Source organism: Amycolatopsis sp. FU40 (assembly GCF_021903635.1).
GTDB classification, from domain to species: domain Bacteria; phylum Actinomycetota; class Actinomycetes; order Mycobacteriales; family Pseudonocardiaceae; genus Amycolatopsis; species Amycolatopsis dendrobii.
Window position 1 is genome coordinate 2,922,096 of record NZ_CP091381.1, and the last position, 17,535, is coordinate 2,939,630.

Genomic DNA, 17,535 nt, shown 5'->3' on the forward strand with positions numbered 1-17,535 from the left:
TCAGATCACGCCCGCCGTGCGCAGCCGATCGACATCCGCCGCGCTGTAGCCGAGTTCGCCGAGCACCTCGTCGTTGTGTTCGCCGAGCAGCGGGGAACGCTCGACGTCCACCGGCGAATCGGACAGCTTCAACGGACAGCCGACGGTCTTGAACGCTCCGCGCTCCGGATGCGGCACCTCGACCACCGACCCCAGCTCGGCCAGCGTCTCGTCCTCGATCAGCTCCTTGGTGGACAGAATCGGTCCACAGGGGATGTTCCGGGCGTTGAGCAGTTCCATGACCTCCCATTTGGTGCGCTGCTCGGTCCATTCCTCGACCATCGCGAACACTTTGTCCAGTTTGGACAGCCGCGCCTCCGGCGTCGCCCAGTCCGGGTCTTCGGCGAGTTCCGGCCGTCCGATCAGCTCGGTCAGCGGGGCCCAGCCGACCGGCTGGACGATGACGTAGATGTAGTCGTTCGGCCCGCCCGGCGCGCAGCGCACCGCCCAGCCCGGCTGTCCTCCGCCGGACGCGTTGCCCGACCGCGGCACCTCGTCGCCGAACCGTTCGTTGGGGTACTCCCCCAGCGGCCCGTGCGCCAGCCGCTGCTGGTCGCGCAGCTTGACCCGGCACAGGTTGAGCACGGCGTCCTGCATCGCGACCTGCACCCGCTGGCCGCGTCCGGTGCTCGTGCGCTGGTACAACGCCGCCAGAATCGCCGCTACCAGGTGGATGCCGGTGCCCGAATCGCCGATCTGCGCGCCGGTGGCGGTCGGCGGTCCCTGCTCGAAGCCGGTCGTGCTCATCGAGCCGCCCATCGCCTGCGCGATCACCTCGTAGGCCTTGAAATTCGCGTACCGGCCCGGTCCGAAACCCTTGATCGAGGCGTAGATCAGCCGTTCGTTGATCTCGCGGAGCCGCTCCCAGGAGAACCCGAAACGGTCCACCACGCCGGGCCCGAAGTTCTCCACCAGTACGTCCGCAGAGGACACCAGCTTGGTGAAGACTTCCTTGCCCTGTTCGCTTTTCATGTTGAGCGTGATGCTGCGCTTGTTGGCGTTGAGCATCGTGAAGTACAGACTGTCCACTCCGGGCAGATCGCGCAGCTGGCCCCGGGTGATGTCGCCGCGGCCGGGGGTTTCGAGCTTCACGACGTCCGCGCCGAGCCAGGCGAGGATCTGCGTCGACGACGGTCCGGATTGGACGTGGGTCATGTCGAGGACGCGGACGCCCTCCAGTGCCTTTCCCATCTTCGGCTCCTCCCGACTACTTGTACATCGTCTGGTTCATGGTTCCGGGGGCGTAGGCGTCCGGGTCGACCCAGACGTTGATCAGCGACGGCTTGCCGGATTCCCGCGCACGGCGCAATGCCGGGGCGATGTCCGCGGGGTCGCGGACTTCCTCGCCGTAGCCGCCGAGCATCCGCGCGAACTGGTCGTAGGGAACATCCCCGAGGGTGTTCCCGACGCGCTCGCGGGCCAGGCCGTATTTCTGCGCCTGGCCGTAGCGGATCTGGTTCATCGACGAGTTGTTGCCGACGATCCCGACGAACGGCAGATCGAACCGCACGAGCGTCTCGAAATCCCAGCCGGTCAAGGAAAACGCCCCGTCCCCGAAGAGCGCGACGACCTCTTGGTCCGGCCGCGCGTGTTTCGCGGCCAGCACGAACGGAACGCCGACGCCGAGCGTCCCGAGCGGACCGGGATCCATCCAGTGTCCCGGCGCTTTCGGCTGCACGACCTGGCCGGAGAACGTGACGATGTCACCGCCGTCGCCGATGTAGATCGAATCCTCGGTCAGGAACTCGTTGATCTCGTGCACCAGCCGGTACGGATGGATCGGATTCGAGTCGGAATGCTGCTGCGGCAAGCGCTTCTGCTTGGCTTTGTCCTCGACCGCACGCAGTTCCTCCAGCCATGGCTTGCGCCCCACCGCCCCGTTGTCCACCCGGCCGGACGCAGCGTCCGCGACCGCGGCGAGGATCTGCCCCGCGTCGCCGACGATGCCGAGATCGATGTCGCGGTTCTTGCCGACGGTCCGGTAGTCGAGGTCGATCTGCACCACCTTCGCGTCCGGGGAAAGCCTTTTGCCGTAACCCATCCGGAAGTCGAACGGCGTGCCGACGATGACGATCACGTCCGCGTTGTCGAACGCGTAACGGCGGGAGAGCTGGAAGTGGTGCGGATCGCCGGGCGGCAGAGTTCCGCGGCCGGCGCCGTTCATGTACGCCGGGATGTTCAGCGTGCGGACAAGTTCGGTCGCGGGCTCGGTGGCGCGCGTCGTCCAGACCTGGCTGCCGAGGAGTACGGCCGGTTTCTTGGCGTGCACCAGCAGATCGGCGAGCTTTTCGACATCCGCCGGATCACCCGCGTTCCGCGTTGAGGCGCGATACCGGCCAGGCTCCGGGATGCGCGCGTTCTCCGCCGGCACGCGAGCGTCGAGGACGTCTCGGGGAATCTCCAGAAAGGACGGTCCCGGCGCGCCCGCGAAGGCTTCCCGGAACGCCATCGACACCAGGTCAGCGGCCCGCGAGGTGTGCGGGACGGTCGCGGCGAACTTGGTGATCGGGGTCATCATGTCCACGTGCGGGAGGTCCTGCAGGGAGCCCATTTTGTGCTGGCTCAACGCGCCCTGGCCGCCGATCAGCAGCATCGGGCTCTCCGCGCGCAACGCGTTCGCGACGCCCGTGACCGCGTCGGTCGTCCCCGGCCCCGCCGTGACCACCGCACAGCCGGGACGGCCGGTGATCCGCGCGTACCCGTCGGCCGCGTGCGCCGCGACCTGCTCGTGGCGGACGTCGATGACGCTGATGCCCTCGTCGACGCAGCCGTCGTAGATGTCGATGATGTGGCCGCCGCAGAGGGTGAAGATGGTGTCGACGCCTTCGGCTTTCAGGGCTTTCGCGACGAGGTGGCCGCCGGAGATCGTTTCCGCCGCTTCGCCGGTGGCGGTGGCGGCCCGGTGCTGACCCGCGGGCGCGCTGGCCTTGTCCGGGGCGGTTCGCCCGTTCTCGCCGGCTTCGCCTCCGGCGCTTCGGCTCGTCGACCGCTGCTCGTTGGCTTCGCCTCCGGCATTCTCGCCGGTTTGCCGATTCTCACCGGTCTTCCCGCCGGCGCTCCGGCCGGTTGACCGCTGCTCGCCGGCTACGCCGGCAGGGTGCTCACCGGCCGTGTCGCCGGTCTTCCCGCTGGCGTTCTCGCCGGTGTGCCGGCCTGGTTGCCGGCCGGTCGTGGTGGGCGACATGCGCAACTCCTCCTGTCCGCGCCGGACCTCTCTGACCCGCGCGCTCGTCCCGGTCTGCTCGTGCCTCTCCGCGGCCCGCCGGATCTGTCGCCGCAGGTCAGCGGCTCGTCGCCGGAAGACTGTAGATTGCATACCGTATGAGGTAGGCATTAGACTTACTCTTCGAGCCGCCCGCTGTCCAGGGGCATCCGCAGGTTTGTCCGGCCGGCCGGCCGGGCGATCCGCCGCAGGCTTCGGCGGGCGGCTTGCTGGCTGATTCACGGGTCGGCCTGCCGCGCGGGACGCGGCGGGATGGCTCGTCAGCCGAGGTGCTCCACGGGAGGGCGGCAGGCACGTCGGACCACCCGCCGGGTCGTCCGCGGCATGACGGGTCACTCGCCAGACTGCCTGCGGCACGTCGGCTAGGTCCGCCGTGCGGGCGGCAGAGCGGCTTACCGCTCAGGCTGCTTAAGGCCACTTCGCAGTCGTGCTGTCGTCGAGCACGGCGGCGAGGCGGGTCGCTCGGCCGATTGCCGTCCGGCGCGGCGGACGTTCGTCGGCAGCGCGGCACCGAGCGGCCGCCCCGTGCCGCAGGGCACGGGGGCTAGCTAACGAACGGCCAAGCCTGTCGCGCTGGACATGGCGGCCGGAGCTCACGACGAGTCGGGTCGAGCGGTGCGGATCGGGCGCATCGACGGGCTGGCTCCGGAACCACGCGGCCAGCCGCCCTCCGCGACCGGGCAGCCAGCCGCGCCCCAACCGCCAACCACCGGCCCCGAGCCACCAGCCAGCAACCGCAGCTAAGCCGACAAACGCCCGCTACCGGTCCACGACACCCACCAACGAAGAACCCGCTCCCCCGCCCGCAAGGAAGGAATTCCGATGGACCTCTTGGAACACCAAGCGCGCGACCTCTTCGCCGCGCACGGCGTGCCGGTTCCCCGTGGCCGCGTCGCAGCGACGCCTGACGAAGCCCGCGCCGCCGCTGTCGACATCGGGGGGCCGGTTGTCGTGAAGGCGCAAGTCAAGACCGGCGGACGAGGCAAGGCGGGCGGGGTCAAACTCGCGGCCCAGCCGGAAGACGCGGCGAGGGTCGCGGACGAGATCCTCGGGATGGACATCAAAGGGCACCGCGTGCATCGGGTCCTGGTCACCGAGGCCAGCGATATCGCCGAGGAGTACTACGTCTCCTATCTCCTCGACCGCACGGACCGGAGTTTCCTCGCGATGGCGTCGGCGGCGGGCGGGATGGACATCGAGGAGGTCGCCGCGACCCGGCCGGAGGCCTTGGTCAAGGTGCCGATCGATGTCCGCGTCGGGGTCGACCTCGTGAAGGCGCGCAGGATCGCGGCGGCGGCACGGCTTCCGGTCGAAGCGGCGGGGGTCTTGGTCCGGTTGTGGGACGTGTTCACAGCCGAGGACGCAACCCTCGTCGAGGTCAATCCGCTCGCTCGCACGCGCGATGGGGAGATCGTCGCGCTCGACGGGAAGGTCACGCTCGACGGCAACGCCGCGTTTCGGCATCCCGGGCATCGGGCGTTCGCGGAATCGGAGGCCGGGGATCCGCTCGAACAGCAGGCCGCCGAGCAAGGGCTCAATTACGTGAAGCTCGACGGCGACATCGGCGTGATCGGCAACGGTGCCGGGCTCGTGATGTCCACTCTGGACGTAGTGGCTGCCGCGGCGCGGGACGCGGGGGCGGTCGGGCCGGCGAACTTTCTCGACATCGGCGGCGGTGCGTCCGCGGAGATCATGTCGGCCGGGCTCGGCGTGATCCTCGGGGATCCGGCGGTGCGCAGTGTGTTCGTGAACGTCTTCGGCGGGATCACGGCGTGCGACGCGGTGGCGGACGGCATCGTGAAAGCGCTGGCGCTGCTGGGCGATCGCGCGACGAAACCGCTGGTCGTCCGGCTCGACGGGAACAACGTCGCGGAAGGAAGGCGGATCCTCGACGAGGCCGCGCATCCGCTGGTGACAGTCGTCGCGACGATGGACGACGCCGCACGCGAGGCGGCCGGGCTCGCGGCCGGGACGGAGGCCTGAACGATGGCGATTTTCCTCGACAATACCAGCCGGGTCCTCGTTTCCGGCATCACCGGCGCGGAGGGCGCCAAGCACACCCGGCGGATGCTGGCCGCGGGCACGAACGTCGTCGGCGGGGTGAATCCGCGGAAGGCCGGCCAGACAGTTTCCTTTGACGGACCCGAGTTGCCGGTCTTCGGGGGCGTGGCCGAGGCGATGGCGGAGACCGATGCGGACGTAGTGGTCTTGTTCGTGCCGCCGCCGTTCGTCAAGGACGCGGTGCTCGAGGCGGTCGAAGCGGGCATCGGGCTCGCGGTGGTGATCACCGAGGGCGTGCCGGTGCACGATTCCGCCGCGTTCTGGGCGCACGCGCGCGACAGCCGTACCCGGATCATCGGGCCCAACTGTCCCGGGCTCATCTCCCCCGCGCTCTCGAACGCCGGCATCATTCCGGCGGACATCACGGGCCCGGGACGGATCGGGCTGGTGTCGAAGTCCGGCACGCTCACCTATCAGCTCATGCACGAGCTCCGCGACATCGGGTTCTCCAGCTGCATCGGCATCGGCGGAGACCCGGTCATCGGCACCACGCACATCGACGCGGTCGAGGCGTTCGAAAAGGACCCTGACACCGACGTGATCGTGCTGATCGGCGAGATCGGCGGCGACGCGGAGGAGCGCGCGGCGGCGTACGTGCGGGAGAACGTGCGGAAGCCGGTTGTCGGCTACGTCGCGGGGTTCACCGCTCCCGAGGGCAAAACCATGGGGCACGCGGGAGCGATCGTGTCCGGGTCCTCCGGGACGGCAGCCGCCAAGAAGGAGGCGCTCGAAGCGGCCGGGATCCGGGTGGGGCGCACGCCGAGCGAGACCGCGCGACTGGTGCGCGAGGTGCTCGCCGGAACGAGCTGACCTAGCCCGGCAGGCGTAGTACTACGACTGGAGTGGTTCAAAGGCGAACCCGGGAGGATGGATGGACCTGCGGCAGCTGGAAACCGTCGTCGCGGTGGCGGAGGAGGGTGGATTCACCGCTGCCGCGCGTCGGCTGCATACGGTGCAGTCGACAGTGTCCACTGTGGTCCGTGCGCTCGAACGCGATCTCGGCACCGAATTGTTCGAGCGCACTACCCACCGGGTCGCGCTGACGCCTGCGGGCAAAGCGTTTCTTCCGGCGGCGCGAGCGGCGCTGGAGGCGGCCAGCCACGCTCGCGCGACCGTCGACCGGGCACGCTGGCAGGTCACCGGCGAGGTCCGGATCGGGGTCATGCCCGGAGCCTGGCCGGAACCGCACCGGGCGCTGAGCGCGCTGCGCCGGGACCATCCCGGCGTGCGAGTGCTGGTGCGGACCGCGCCGCCGCATCAGCTGCGCGAGGCGGTCGTGACGTCCGCTGTGGACATCATGGTCGCGGTCGCGGGCTGCGCCCCGAGCGGCGGATTGGTCAGCCGCCCGGTCCGGCGGGAGGAGATGGTGCTGGTCACCGCGGCCGGCGACGGAGCGGCGGACCGGCCGGTGTCGGCCGCCGAAGCCGCCGGTGCCGCGGTGGTCGATTTCGCGCCGGGCTGGGCGATCCGGGAGGCCACCGACCGGACGTTCCAGTCGGCTCGGGTGCGCCGGACGGTCGTGCACGAGGTCACCGACGCGCCCGCCGCGGCCGAACTGGTCCGCCACGATCTCGGCGGCTGCGTGCTGCCGGTGTCCGTCGCCGCGCAGTTCCCCGACCTGACCGGCCGCCGGTTCACCCGGGGCGGCCCGACATGGAACATCACGGCGACTCACACCGGCGATCCGCGTCCGGCGGTGGCGGCGGTACTGCGGCACCTGACCTGACCCTGCGGGCGCGCCCCCGGGTCAGCCAGCCGCCCATTCCGCCCGTACGTGCTTCAGATGCGCCTTGACCTGTCCCTCCAGCCGCGCCCAATCCCGCTCCGCGATCGCCGCCAGCATCTCCCGGTGCTCCCCCGCCGAATCCGCCAGCCGACCGTGCTCCGCGAGCTTTTCCAAGCCGTACAACCGCGTCTGGTCGCGCAGCGTGGCGATGGCGCCGGTCAGCCGCCCGTTTCCGGACAGCGCCAGCAAATCCAGATGGAACCGGCGGTCCGCCTCCAGGAAGCGCGCGACATCGCCTGCCTCCGCAGCGGACTCGATCTCGGCGGCCAGCCCGTCCAGCCGGACGAGGTCCTCCGGGCCCGCGGCAGCCCCTGCGGACAACGTCGCCGGGACCTCCAGCAGCAGCCGCATCTCGTAGATCTCGTCCAGATCGCGTTCGGTGACCGCGACGACCCGGTAGCCCCGGTTTCGGACGGGTTCCAGCAGGCCCTGGTTGACCAGCGTCAGCAACGCTTCCCGCACCGGGCTGCTCGACACGCCCAGCCGCGTCGCGAGCGCGGCGGCCGAGTAGATGTCGCCGGGACGCAGTTCGCCGGACACCATCGCCTGCCGCACCACTTCGAGCACTTGTTCGCGCAGGTTAGTGCGCTGCAGCTGCGTCACGGGGCGCACCTCCGCTTTCCCGGGCTTGACTTCGCCCGCTCAAGTCGAGCAGGGTACAGGAGTAGCCGGTAGCCGGTTACTAAGGAGTAACTAATGCCTGAGATCCGGGGTTACTGCACGTTGTGCCGGTCGCGCTGCGGCGCGGTCTATACGGTCGAGAACGGCGCGCTGCGCGGCGTCCGGCCGGATCCGGCACATCCGACGGGCGCCGCGCTGTGCCCGAAGGGCCGCGCCTCGCCTGAACTGGTGCACTCCCCCGAACGGCTGCGCAGGCCGTTGCGCCGCACGACGCCGAAGTCGGACCCGGATCCGCGCTGGCGCGAGATCAGCTGGGACGAAGCCCTGTCCGAGATGGCCGAGCGGCTCGGCGGCATCCGCGAGACCAGCGGCGCCGAGGCCGTCGCGTTCTCCGTCACCTCGCCCAGCGGCACGCCGATGTCCGACGCGATCGACTGGGTCGAGCGGTTCATCCGGCTTTTCGGCAGCCCCAACACCTTGTACGCGACGGAAATCTGCAACTGGCACAAGGACTACGCGCACGCGTTCACGTTCGGTTCGGCACTGCCCGCCCCGGACTACGCGGGTACGGAGTTCGCGGTGCTGTGGGGGCACAATCCGGCCAAGGCGTGGCTCGCGCAGTCCGCCGCGCTGGCCGAGGCCGGCCCGCCGAAACTGGCGGTCGTCGATCCCCGGCGGACCGCGAGCGCGGTGCGGGCTGACCACTGGCTCCGGGTCCGGCCGGGCGCCGACGGCGCGCTCGCGCTCGGCGTCGCGCGGGCTTTGCTCGAACGTCGGGGGCACGACGAGGCGTTCGTGCGGTCGTGGACGAACGCTCCGTTGCTGGTCCGCGCCGACACCGGCCGGTTTCTCCGGGCGGCGGAAATCGACCCCGCCGCGACCGGTTTCGCGGTGTGGGACGAGGTCGCGGGCCAAGCCGAGCCGTACGACACGGACTATTCAGCAAGCGGTCCGGAAAGGTTTGCCCTGCACGGAAAACGCCGGGTGCGCACGTTGGCCGGCCCGGTCGACTGCGTTCCCGCGTTCGAGCACTATGCGCAGGCTTGTGCCGCGTGGCCGCTTGACCGGACCGAAGCGGTGACGACCGTGGAAGCGCCGGCGATCGACGCTTTCGCGGCCGATCTCGCCGAGGCGAAGTCCGTGACTTACGCGGCTTGGTCGGGCGTCGGTCAGCACGCGAACGCGACGCAGACTGAGCGCGCGATCGCCACGCTTTACGCGCTCACCGGCAGCTACGATTCCCCCGGCGGCAACGTCGTGCTTCCGAAACTCGCGGTCGCGCCGGTCACGTCGGCGGACCAGCTCGCGCCTGAGCAGCGAGCGAAAGCACTTGGCCTGCAAGAGTTCCCGCTCGGGCCGCCGGAGCAAGGGTGGGTCACCGCACGCGATTTCTGCCGCGCGGTCCTCGACGAAAAGCCTTATCCGGTCCGGGCGCTGGTATCGTTCGGCGGGAATCTTCTGCTGTCGCAACCGGATCCGCAGCGAACCGCGGAAGCGTTGCGACAATTGGAATTCGCGGTGCATCTCGATCTGTTCGAGAACCCGACCGCGCGATTCGCCGATCTGCTGCTGCCGGTTCAGACGCCGTGGGAGCACGAGGCGGTCAGGGCCGGTTTCGAAATCAGCCAGGCGGCACAGGAACACGTGCAGCTGCGGCCGAGAATGGCCGATCCGGTCGGCGAGTCGCGTTCGGACACTGAGGTCGTGTTCGACCTGGCCGGCCGGCTCGGGATGGGCGCGGAGTTCTTCGACGGCCGCATCGAGGACGGCTGGGATCACCAGCTCGCCCCGCTCGGGCTCACCGCCGCGCAGTTGCGCGAACAGCCCGGCGGCGTCGGTCTGCCGTTGCGGACCGAGTACCGGAAATACGCCGAGCGTGCGGAAAATGGTGCGGTAGCTGGGTTCGCGACGCCGACTCGCCGGGTCGAGCTGTATTCCGAACGGCTCGCCGAGCATGGCCAGCCCGCGGTCCCGGCCGCTGAGCCGGCTGTCCCGGACGCCCGGCATCCGCTGGTGCTGACCTGCGCGAAGAACGGATACTTCTGCCACAGCCAGCATCGCGGGATTTCGTCGCTGCGCAAGCGTTCTCCCGAACCGGCCGTCGACCTGAGCACGGAACTCGCCGCGGCGCGCGGAATCGAGGACGGGCAGTGGGTGCGCATCACGACCGCGTCGGCGGACGTCCGGATGCGGGCGCGGATCGATCCCGCGCTGCATCGCGACGTGGTCGTGGCGGAGTACGGCTGGTGGCAGCCCGCCCCCGACCTCGCGCTGCCCGGTTCGAACCCGCTCGAGGACGGCGGGACCAACTACAACCTGCTCGTCGGCGACGACGCCCATGACCCGGTGAGCGGATCGGTGCCGTTGCGCTCGACGTTCTGCGACGTCCGGCCGGACGAGCCGGAACCGTGGACCGGGCAGCGGGAGTTCGCGGTCGAGCGCGCGGAACTGGAGACCGAGGACATCCGGTCGGTGCGCCTCAAGCCGGTGGAAGGCCTGGCGGTCCCGGAGTTCCGCGCCGGGCAGCACATCACCGTCGCTTGGCCGGACGCTCCGGGGCTGACCCGCAGTTACTCGCTGACCGGGCCGGCTCAAGCCGCCGACGGCGGATACGCGATCGCGGTGCGGCGGGTGCCGGGCGGGCAGTTCTCGCCCGCCGTGCACGACCGGCTTCAGCCCGGGACCCGGTTGCTGGTCACAGCTCCCTCCGGCGGGTTCGCGGTGCCGACCGTCCATTCGCGACCGATCGTGCTGCTGGCCGCCGGGATCGGGATCACGCCGTTCCTGAGCTATCTCGAGTCCCTCGAACCCGGGTCCGCGCCGGAGATCGTGCTGCACCACGGCAGCCGCGACCGCTCCCGGCACGCGTTCCGCGAGCGCATCGCCGAGTTGGCGGCCCGGCTGCCGAGTGTCCGGACAGTGGACCACTACAGCCGCCCCGGTCCGGAGGAGCCCGGCGATTTCACCGGCCGGATCACCGCCGACCGCGTCGAGGCCGACCTGATCCGGCGGCGGGCCCGGTTCTACCTGTGCGGTCCCGAAAGCATGCTGGACGAACTGACCGCCGGACTGACGGAACGGGGCGTGCCGCGCTTCGACATCTTCACCGAGAAGTTCCACGCCGCGCCCGCCCCGGTCCACATCCCGGACGACGCCACGGCCACCGTGCGGTTCGCGCGATCCGGCCGCGAGGCCACCTGGCGGGCCGGCGACGGGGACCTGCTGCGCTTCGCCGAGGCGTCCGGGATCTCGCTGCCCAGCGGATGCCGGCTCGGGCAGTGCGAAAGCTGTGCCGTGCCGGTGCTGGCCGGAACGGTCGCGCACCTGGTCGCGATCGCCGACGATCTGCCCGCTGACCAGTGCCTTTCCTGTCAGGCGATACCCACTGCGGATGTAGTGCTCGATGCGTGAGCCTGGTCACCCCTAACCTCGCAAACCCCATCAGGGGTGCGAAATCCGGCGCCAGGACGGCATCATCGGCGGATGGCACTCGACCAGGCATCGCGCGAAGCGTACGAGGAGATCGTCCGGAAGAACCCGGCCGAGCCGGAGTTCCACCAGGCCGTCTTCGAAGTGCTCGAAGCGATCCGGCCCGCCCTGCAGCGGGATCCGGACCTGCGCGACGCGGCGATGCTGGAGCGGCTGTGCGAGCCGGAGCGCCAGGTGATGTTCCGGGTGGTCTGGACCGACGACGCCGGCGCGGTGCACGTCAACCGCGGCTTCCGGGTCGGGTTCAGCTCGGCGCTCGGGCCGTACAAGGGCGGGCTGCGCTTCCGCGGCGACGTCACGCTCGGCACGGTCAAGTTCCTCGCCTTCGAGCAGATCTTCAAGAACGCGCTCACCGGCCTCGGCATCGGCGCGGGCAAGGGCGGGTCCGACTTCGACCCGGCGGGCCGCAGCGACGCCGAGATCATGCGGTTCTGCCAGGCGTTCATGACCGAACTCGTCCGGCACATCGGCCCGGAGACCGATGTCCCGGCGGGCGACATCGGCGTCGGCGGGCGCGAGATCGGCTACCTGTTCGGCCAGTACAAGCGGCTCACCAACCGCTACGACGCGGGCACGATCACCGGCAAGAACCCGGTGCTGGGCGGCATTCCGGCGCGTCCGGAGGCCACCGGGTACGGGACGGTGTACTTCCTCGAGGCGATGCTCGGCACGCGCGACGACTCGTTCTCCGGCCGCACCGCGGTGGTGTCCGGCTCGGGCAACGTCGCCTACCACGCGATCGCGAAGCTCAAGGAACTCGGCGCGAAACCGGTCGCGTGCTCGGATTCGGGCGGGTATGTCCATGATCCGCGCGGGATCGACCTGGACCTGCTGCACGATTTGAAGGTCGCGCGGCGCGGGCGGCTCGCCGAGTACGTCGACCACGTGCCGTCGGCGAAGTACGTCGCCGACGGCACGCCGTGGGACGTGCCGTGCGATCTGGCGCTGCCGTGCGCGACGCAGAACGAGCTGGACGAGCAGTCCGCGTTGCGGCTGGTGAAGAACAACGTCCGCGCGGTCGCCGAGGGCGCGAACATGCCGTGCACGCCCGGTTCGCTGCAGATCTTCCGCGAGGCCGGGGTCGCGGTCGGCCCCGGCAAGGCCGCGAATGCCGGCGGGGTCGCGGTGTCCGCGCTGGAGATGCAGCAGAACGCGGCGCGCGAGCGGTGGACGTTCGAGCGCACCGACCGCACGCTGCGCGACATCATGACCGACATCCACCGGACGTGCCTCGAAACCGCCGACGAGCACGGCGTGGCCGGGGACTACGTCAGCGGGGCGAACATCGCGGGGTTCCGCAAGGTGGTCGCCGCGATGGACGTGTGCGGCTACATCTGAGCCGGCTTCCGCGGCCGGTCGTTGTCCGGCGGAATGTTGTATGCAGTATTTGGTCGTGAGTCTGCCGGTCTTCCGGTCGGCGGTCTTCCGGTCGGCGGTCTGCGAGTAGACAGCCTGCGGGTCGGCAGTCGGCGATGTGCGGTGTTCCGGTCGACGATCTTCCGTCGACAGTCGGCTGGTCGCCAGTCTGCCGTCGGCGGTCTGCAGTCGGCAATCTGCCGGTCGGCGGTCTGCAGTCGGCGATCTGCCGGTCGGTGATCCGCGGTGTTCCGGCCGACAGTCGGCCGGTCGACATCCGACAGTCTTCGGGTCGGCAGTGTGCCGGTCAGCTGACTACCGCATGGAGTGCACTGTGGACAGGATTCCCTGCGGTCCGGGCACCGGGACGGCGAAACCCCGGTGCCCGGACGCGCCGCTCGGCAGGCGGACCGGGTCGGCGTTTCCCGTGCCCCGGCGGGATTATCGTACGGAAGACAGCGTGATCAGGAGATAGAGCAGGATCAGCAGCCCGGCGACGCCCAGGACCGCGGCGACCGCGCTGCGCACCCAGGTGATCAGGCCGGTCGCGGTGCGCTGCCGGTAGCCGGTGAAGCGGGCGTGGGTCTGGCTGGCTCTGTCGAGCAGCCCTCCGACGAACAGACCCGCGCCCAGGACAAGCAAGATGATGAGCAACGTCGGCATGACCGGGCGCCTCCTTCGGTAGCACGCTGTTCCCAGTTCAAAGAGCGAGAGTCCCGGGCTCGGCGGCCGGCGGCTACAGGAGAAGGTCTCCCGGTCCAGGGACTTGTGGCCTGGCAGCTGTTCCCCTACTGGCGGCGCGTCTGGAAAAGCGTTGGCGGGCAAGCCTGCGGCCTGTCGGTGCTTGACGCGCCACCGGCGGAACGCTTCGGTACGGGGATGACCGCGTATGTGGAGCGTCCGCCGGTGCCGGAGCTGGCAGGAGTCGTGCGCACGGTGTGGCTCCAGCGCACCGGCGACGCGCCGTACGTGCAACGGCATCTGCCGACGGGCGGTGTCGAGATCCACTTCCCGGTCGGCGGGCGGCCGCAGTTGCTCGGGCCGTTGACCGGGCCGCGGATCGAGGTCATTCCGGCGCGTACCACCATCGTCGGCGTGCGGTTCCGGCCCGGTGCCGCGCCGCCCCTGCCCGCGGGGCTCGACGAATTGGCCGACCAGCACGTCGGGCTGGCCGACTTGTGGGGCCGCGTCGTGGATCGGCTCGTGGAAACCGTTGCCCTCGCGGCGACGCCCGAGCTGGGGCTGGTCGCGCTGCAGGCGCACCTCGTGCAGGAGTTTCGCCGGGTCGGCGGGCTGGATCCGCTGGTCGGGGAGGCGGTGCAGGTGCTCATGCCGTGGGACCCGGTCGGGGTGGACGCGGTCGCCGCGCATCTGGCGCTTTCGGCCAGCCAGTTGCGGCGGCGGTGTCTGCAGGCGGTGGGGATGAGCCCGAAGGTGCTGCAGCGGACGTTGCGGTTTCAGGGGTTTCTCGCGCTCGCCCAGTCCGGCGCGATCGCGACCGGGCGGCGGGGTGCGGACGGGATGGCGGGTCTCGCGGTCGACGCCGGTTATGCGGACCAGGCCCACCTGAGCCGGGAATGTCTTCGGCTGACCGGGGTTACGCCGAGGCAACTGCTTGGGGGCGACCTCGATCGGTGCGCTTGCGGGCATGATCATTCGGCTTCGTACGCGCCGTTCCTCGCTACGCGGAGACGGTCGCTGGTCCGGGTTTGAGTGCTTCCCGGGGTGCCTGCTCCGGCTTCTCCGCGCACCGTGCCCTCTCCGCTGAGGCGGCGGGCCTGATCGGTCTCGCGCAACTCGCCGGCAGCACCTCCCGTGCGCGTTTTGTTCAAGAACGACCACCCGGATCTCCGTAGCGTCAGCTCCGTGATCGACCTGACCGCGCTCGACGTCATCTCCCCCGGTTCGCCGGGTTACGAAGCCTGCGCCCGATCGAGCGCCGTCGTCCGGTGTCATTCGGTCCCGGATGTCGTCCAAGTCGTCGCCTGCGCGGCTGCGACCGGCCGACAGGTGATGCCGCGCGGCGGTGGGCATTGCTTCGTGGACCGGTACCCGGCTGACGGGATAGTGGCGGATCTGTCCGGAATGGACCGGATCGTGGGCGACGACAATGGTGTCGCGGTGATCGGAGCCGGTGCCAATCTGGGTGCGGTGTACGCGACGTTGCACGAGTCCGGCCGGACGATCCCGGCTGGTTGCGGCGACACGGTCGGCATCGCGGGGCTGACGCTCGGCGGCGGCATCGGGCTCCTCGGCCGCCGGTACGGGCTCACCTGCGATCGGCTCGTCGGCGCGCAGGTCGTGCTCGCCGACGGAAGCGTCGTGGAGTGCGACGAAAACCGGGAGTCCGAGCTGTTCTGGGCGTTGCGCGGCGCGGGCGGCGGGCAGTTCGGCATCGTGACGGAGTTGCGGTTCGCGACGGTGCCGGAGCCGTCGGTCTGCCGGATCGAGGGGAACTGGACGGAAGGGGACCTCATCCAGGCCTGGCAGGACTTCGCGCCCGACGCACCCGACGAAATGACCGTGAACCTCACTGTCCAAGAGGGACGCGCGACCCTCTTCGGCGCTTCTGCCCTGCCGCCGGCGGAAACCGAGAGTCTGCTCCGCGAGATCACCGCGCGGGCCGGTGTTCTGTATGCAATAGACATCCGACTGGATGTTCCCTACAGCATGGTGAAGCCGACCTTCAGTACGCTTGATCCAGACCAAGGAGCCCGCCGGGTTCGGTCGGAGTTCTTCGCCCGCACGATGTCGGAGCGGACGACCGCCGGGCTTCTCCAGAGGTTGGAGGGCGACCGGCGGCTGGCGTTCACGGCGATGGGCGGGGCGTACAACCGGGTCGCGGAGGGGGACACCGCGTTTGCCCACCGGGGTGAGCGGTTTCTGCTGGAGCAGGTCGCCGTCCCAGGCGATCCGTGGGTGGACGAGGCGTGGAGCACGGCACACGCCGACGGATCCGGCCGGGTTTATCCGAACTTTCCCGATCTCGCGCTCGAGAATCCGGGGCTTGCGTATCACGCGGGCAACCGCGCCCGGCTCGCCGCGCTCAAGAAAGCCCGCGACCCCCACCGCATTTTCGACTTTCCCCAGGCTCTCTGAGCGACTACTAAGGAGCGTCATGACCAAAGTGTTCAGTGCCCTTTCCGTCTCGGTCGACGGCTACATCAGCGGCCGCCGCCCGGCGGGGGCCGACGAGGTCGGTAGCGGGCTCGGCGACGCCGGGGCGCTGTTCGACTGGTACTTCACCGGCGACACGCCCAGCAAGGTCTTCGACGGGTTCAAGCTTTCCGAACCCAGCGCGCGGGTTTTCGACTCGCTCGCGGCGCGCGTCGGGGCGACCGTGGCCGGGCACGCGACGTACGACCACTCAAGCCACTTCGGCGGCAGTGGTCCGCATCCGACGGCTCCGTTGTTCGTGGTCAGCCACCAGCCGGTGCCGGAGCTGAGCGAGGCGCAGACCCAGGCGACCAGCGTCGAAGAGGCCGTCAAAGGCGCGCGGGCGGCGGCGGGCGGCAAGGACGTCGCGCTCATGGGCGGCGTCCTGGTCACCGAGGCGATCAAGGCCGGGCTGGTCGACGAGGTCGTGCTCCATCAGGTGCCGATCCTGCTGGGCGGCGGGCGGAGTTTCTTCGGCGAACTGCCGGAGCACGTCCGGCTGCGGCTGGTCGAGGCCGTCCCGGCGCCCGGCGTCACCCACCTTCACTACGAAATCATCCGCTGAAAGGAACCCCCGATGCTGAACCCCGAAGTCCGCCGCGTCCTCGACGGCGCCCCGATCGCCCATCTCGCCACCGTGCTCCCGGACGGGTCGCCGCATGTCGTCCCGGTGTGGATCGGCACGCGGGGCGACCGGATCGTCTTCCTGACCGGTCCGGAGAGCCGCAAGGCCCGCAACCTCCGCCGCGACCCCCGCGTGGCGATTTCCCTTACCCCGCCGGACAACCCGTTCGAGCCGATCATCATCCGCGGCCGGGTGGCGGAATGGATCGAGGGCGACCCGGCGTGGGAGATCGTCGACGAGGTCGCCAAGAAGTACATCGGACAGGCGTACACCCGCGAGCAGGTGCGCGTCGTCGGCCTGATCGAGCCGGAGAAGCAGTCGGTGGGGATGTAGTCAGAAGGCGACGGACGCGGCCAGTTCCCGTTGCGACTCAAGCAGTTCCAGCCGTCCGGCGAGCGCGTTGCGCACCAATTCGAAGGTGTCCGAGCCCAGGGCGAGGCGCAGCGGCGGATTCGGCTGGAGGGTGGTCTCGTAGAGCAGCGCGGCGATTTTGGCCGGGTCGCCGGGAAGCTCGCTGTCGTCGAGGGATTCGAGGTAGCGACGGGTCCGGCCGACCGCGTTGTCGCGATAGGGGGCCGTTTCGGCGGTGTACCGCAGCGCGGCGGCGAAGCCGGTCCGGGTCGCGCCGAGCTGCGCCAGTGTCAGGTGGATGCCGAAGTCGGCGACCTCCCGGCCGACGCTCTCGGTGTACCCCTCCAATCCCCACTTCCCCGCGTGGTACGCGCTGTGCGTCGGCGAGCCGAGCTGGCCGCCCATGCTGGAGATCTGGACGATCCGGCCGCCGCCCTGCTCGCGCATCGGGCCGAGGAAGGCGCGGGTGATCAGGATCGGGGCGAGCAGCAGCACTTCGATCTGGTCCCGGATCTGCTCGGGCGTCATCTCCTCGGCCGCGCCCACGACGGCATAGCCCGCGTTGTTCACGACGACGTCGACCGGCCGCCGGCGCAGCGTCCGCTCGACCGTGGCGGCGACGTCGGCCGGGCGCGTGAGGTCGAGCTGTTCCACGGTGAGGCGCGGCGAGTCCGGCAGCGCGCCCGGCCGCCGGACTGTGGCGGTGACGTGGTCGCCGCGCCGGAGCGCCTCCTCGACCAGATGACGGCCCAGACCGCCGGAAGCGCCGGTGACGAACCAATGCCGTGCGGACATGGCGGGGTCCTCCAGAGGTAAGGTCGTCCGGAA

At 70.1% G+C, this 17,535-nt stretch carries 14 protein-coding genes; 9 read left to right on the top strand and 5 right to left on the bottom strand.

What is annotated here, in order from left to right; translation table 11 throughout:
• The gene (frc, locus tag L3Q65_RS14450) at nt 1-1,230 is read right to left on the bottom strand and encodes a formyl-CoA transferase (RefSeq protein ID WP_182889149.1); all 1,230 of its coding nucleotides are present in this window, start codon (nt 1,228-1,230) and stop codon (nt 1-3) included.
• A 16-nt stretch (nt 1,231-1,246) separates the two neighbouring features.
• A complete protein-coding gene (locus tag L3Q65_RS14455; protein WP_237599962.1) occupies nt 1,247-3,223 on the bottom strand; it encodes a thiamine pyrophosphate-binding protein in 1,977 nt (658 codons plus the stop codon).
• Nucleotides 3,224-4,084: 861 nt separating this feature from the next.
• Here L3Q65_RS14455 and sucC point away from each other — a divergent pair.
• From sucC to L3Q65_RS14470, 3 genes are all read left to right on the top strand, one after another.
• The gene (sucC, locus tag L3Q65_RS14460; protein WP_237599963.1) at nt 4,085-5,245 is read left to right on the top strand and encodes an ADP-forming succinate--CoA ligase subunit beta; all 1,161 of its coding nucleotides are present in this window, start codon (nt 4,085-4,087) and stop codon (nt 5,243-5,245) included.
• A 3-nt stretch (nt 5,246-5,248) separates the two neighbouring features.
• Nucleotides 5,249-6,133 (top strand): succinate--CoA ligase subunit alpha, encoded by an 885-nt coding sequence (gene sucD / locus L3Q65_RS14465; protein WP_237599964.1) that lies wholly within the window; start codon nt 5,249-5,251, stop codon nt 6,131-6,133.
• Nucleotides 6,134-6,194: 61 nt separating this feature from the next.
• A complete protein-coding gene (locus L3Q65_RS14470) occupies nt 6,195-7,049 on the top strand; it encodes a LysR family transcriptional regulator (protein WP_182889146.1) in 855 nt (284 codons plus the stop codon).
• A gap of 21 nt (nt 7,050-7,070) precedes the next feature.
• Here L3Q65_RS14470 and L3Q65_RS14475 read toward each other — a convergent pair whose 3' ends face one another.
• Nucleotides 7,071-7,712 carry a GntR family transcriptional regulator gene (locus tag L3Q65_RS14475; RefSeq protein WP_237599965.1) on the bottom strand — a complete coding sequence of 214 codons (642 nt, stop codon included), beginning with the start codon at nt 7,710-7,712 and terminating at the stop codon, nt 7,071-7,073.
• A 93-nt stretch (nt 7,713-7,805) separates the two neighbouring features.
• Here L3Q65_RS14475 and L3Q65_RS14480 point away from each other — a divergent pair, with 93 nt between their 5' ends.
• Together L3Q65_RS14480 and gdhA are read left to right on the top strand one after the other, a co-directional pair.
• Nucleotides 7,806-11,141, top strand: a complete 3,336-nt coding sequence (locus L3Q65_RS14480) for a molybdopterin-dependent oxidoreductase (protein ID WP_237599966.1) — start codon at nt 7,806-7,808, stop codon at nt 11,139-11,141.
• A 72-nt stretch (nt 11,142-11,213) separates the two neighbouring features.
• Nucleotides 11,214-12,557 carry an NADP-specific glutamate dehydrogenase gene (gdhA, locus tag L3Q65_RS14485; protein ID WP_237599967.1) on the top strand — a complete coding sequence of 448 codons (1,344 nt, stop codon included), beginning with the start codon at nt 11,214-11,216 and terminating at the stop codon, nt 12,555-12,557.
• Between the two features lie 459 nt (nt 12,558-13,016).
• On the opposite strand, the gene L3Q65_RS14490 is transcribed toward gdhA, so the two are convergent.
• On the bottom strand, nt 13,017-13,238 hold the full coding sequence (locus tag L3Q65_RS14490; RefSeq protein WP_182889143.1) for a hypothetical protein: 222 nt from the start codon (nt 13,236-13,238) through the stop codon (nt 13,017-13,019).
• A gap of 216 nt (nt 13,239-13,454) precedes the next feature.
• Between L3Q65_RS14490 and L3Q65_RS14495 the strand changes: the two genes are divergently transcribed.
• The 4 genes from L3Q65_RS14495 (at nt 13,455) to L3Q65_RS14510 (ending at nt 16,689) form a co-directional block, all read left to right on the top strand.
• Entirely contained in the window at nt 13,455-14,288 is an 834-nt protein-coding gene (locus L3Q65_RS14495) for a DUF6597 domain-containing transcriptional factor (RefSeq protein WP_237599968.1), read from the top strand.
• A 153-nt stretch (nt 14,289-14,441) separates the two neighbouring features.
• The gene (locus L3Q65_RS14500; protein WP_237599969.1) at nt 14,442-15,674 is read left to right on the top strand and encodes an FAD-binding oxidoreductase; all 1,233 of its coding nucleotides are present in this window, start codon (nt 14,442-14,444) and stop codon (nt 15,672-15,674) included.
• A gap of 19 nt (nt 15,675-15,693) precedes the next feature.
• Nucleotides 15,694-16,296 (top strand): dihydrofolate reductase family protein, encoded by a 603-nt coding sequence (locus L3Q65_RS14505; protein WP_237599970.1) that lies wholly within the window; start codon nt 15,694-15,696, stop codon nt 16,294-16,296.
• Between the two features lie 12 nt (nt 16,297-16,308).
• Nucleotides 16,309-16,689, top strand: coding sequence for a PPOX class F420-dependent oxidoreductase (locus L3Q65_RS14510; RefSeq protein WP_182889139.1), 381 nt, complete (start codon nt 16,309-16,311; stop codon nt 16,687-16,689).
• On the opposite strand, the gene L3Q65_RS14515 is transcribed toward L3Q65_RS14510, so the two are convergent.
• Nucleotides 16,690-17,502, bottom strand: coding sequence for an SDR family NAD(P)-dependent oxidoreductase (locus L3Q65_RS14515; RefSeq protein ID WP_182889138.1), 813 nt, complete (start codon nt 17,500-17,502; stop codon nt 16,690-16,692).
• Nucleotides 17,503-17,535 lie beyond the last annotated feature (33 nt).

What these genes read in the sequence shown, in the direction of transcription:
- L3Q65_RS14495 (WP_237599968.1), top strand. Translation starts at nt 13,455, where the DNA reads ATGACCGCGTATGTGGAGCGTCCGCCGGTGCCGGAGCTGGCAGGAGTC.
- gdhA (WP_237599967.1), top strand. Translation starts at nt 11,214, where the DNA reads ATGGCACTCGACCAGGCATCGCGCGAAGCGTACGAGGAGATCGTCCGG.
- L3Q65_RS14505 (WP_237599970.1), top strand. Translation starts at nt 15,694, where the DNA reads ATGACCAAAGTGTTCAGTGCCCTTTCCGTCTCGGTCGACGGCTACATC.
- L3Q65_RS14480 (WP_237599966.1), top strand. Translation starts at nt 7,806, where the DNA reads ATGCCTGAGATCCGGGGTTACTGCACGTTGTGCCGGTCGCGCTGCGGC.
- L3Q65_RS14470 (WP_182889146.1), top strand. Translation starts at nt 6,195, where the DNA reads ATGGACCTGCGGCAGCTGGAAACCGTCGTCGCGGTGGCGGAGGAGGGT.
- frc (WP_182889149.1), bottom strand. Translation starts at nt 1,230, where the DNA reads ATGGGAAAGGCACTGGAGGGCGTCCGCGTCCTCGACATGACCCACGTC.
- L3Q65_RS14490 (WP_182889143.1), bottom strand. Translation starts at nt 13,238, where the DNA reads ATGCCGACGTTGCTCATCATCTTGCTTGTCCTGGGCGCGGGTCTGTTC.
- L3Q65_RS14515 (WP_182889138.1), bottom strand. Translation starts at nt 17,502, where the DNA reads ATGTCCGCACGGCATTGGTTCGTCACCGGCGCTTCCGGCGGTCTGGGC.
- sucD (WP_237599964.1), top strand. Translation starts at nt 5,249, where the DNA reads ATGGCGATTTTCCTCGACAATACCAGCCGGGTCCTCGTTTCCGGCATC.
- L3Q65_RS14455 (WP_237599962.1), bottom strand. Translation starts at nt 3,223, where the DNA reads ATGTCGCCCACCACGACCGGCCGGCAACCAGGCCGGCACACCGGCGAG.
- sucC (WP_237599963.1), top strand. Translation starts at nt 4,085, where the DNA reads ATGGACCTCTTGGAACACCAAGCGCGCGACCTCTTCGCCGCGCACGGC.
- L3Q65_RS14510 (WP_182889139.1), top strand. Translation starts at nt 16,309, where the DNA reads ATGCTGAACCCCGAAGTCCGCCGCGTCCTCGACGGCGCCCCGATCGCC.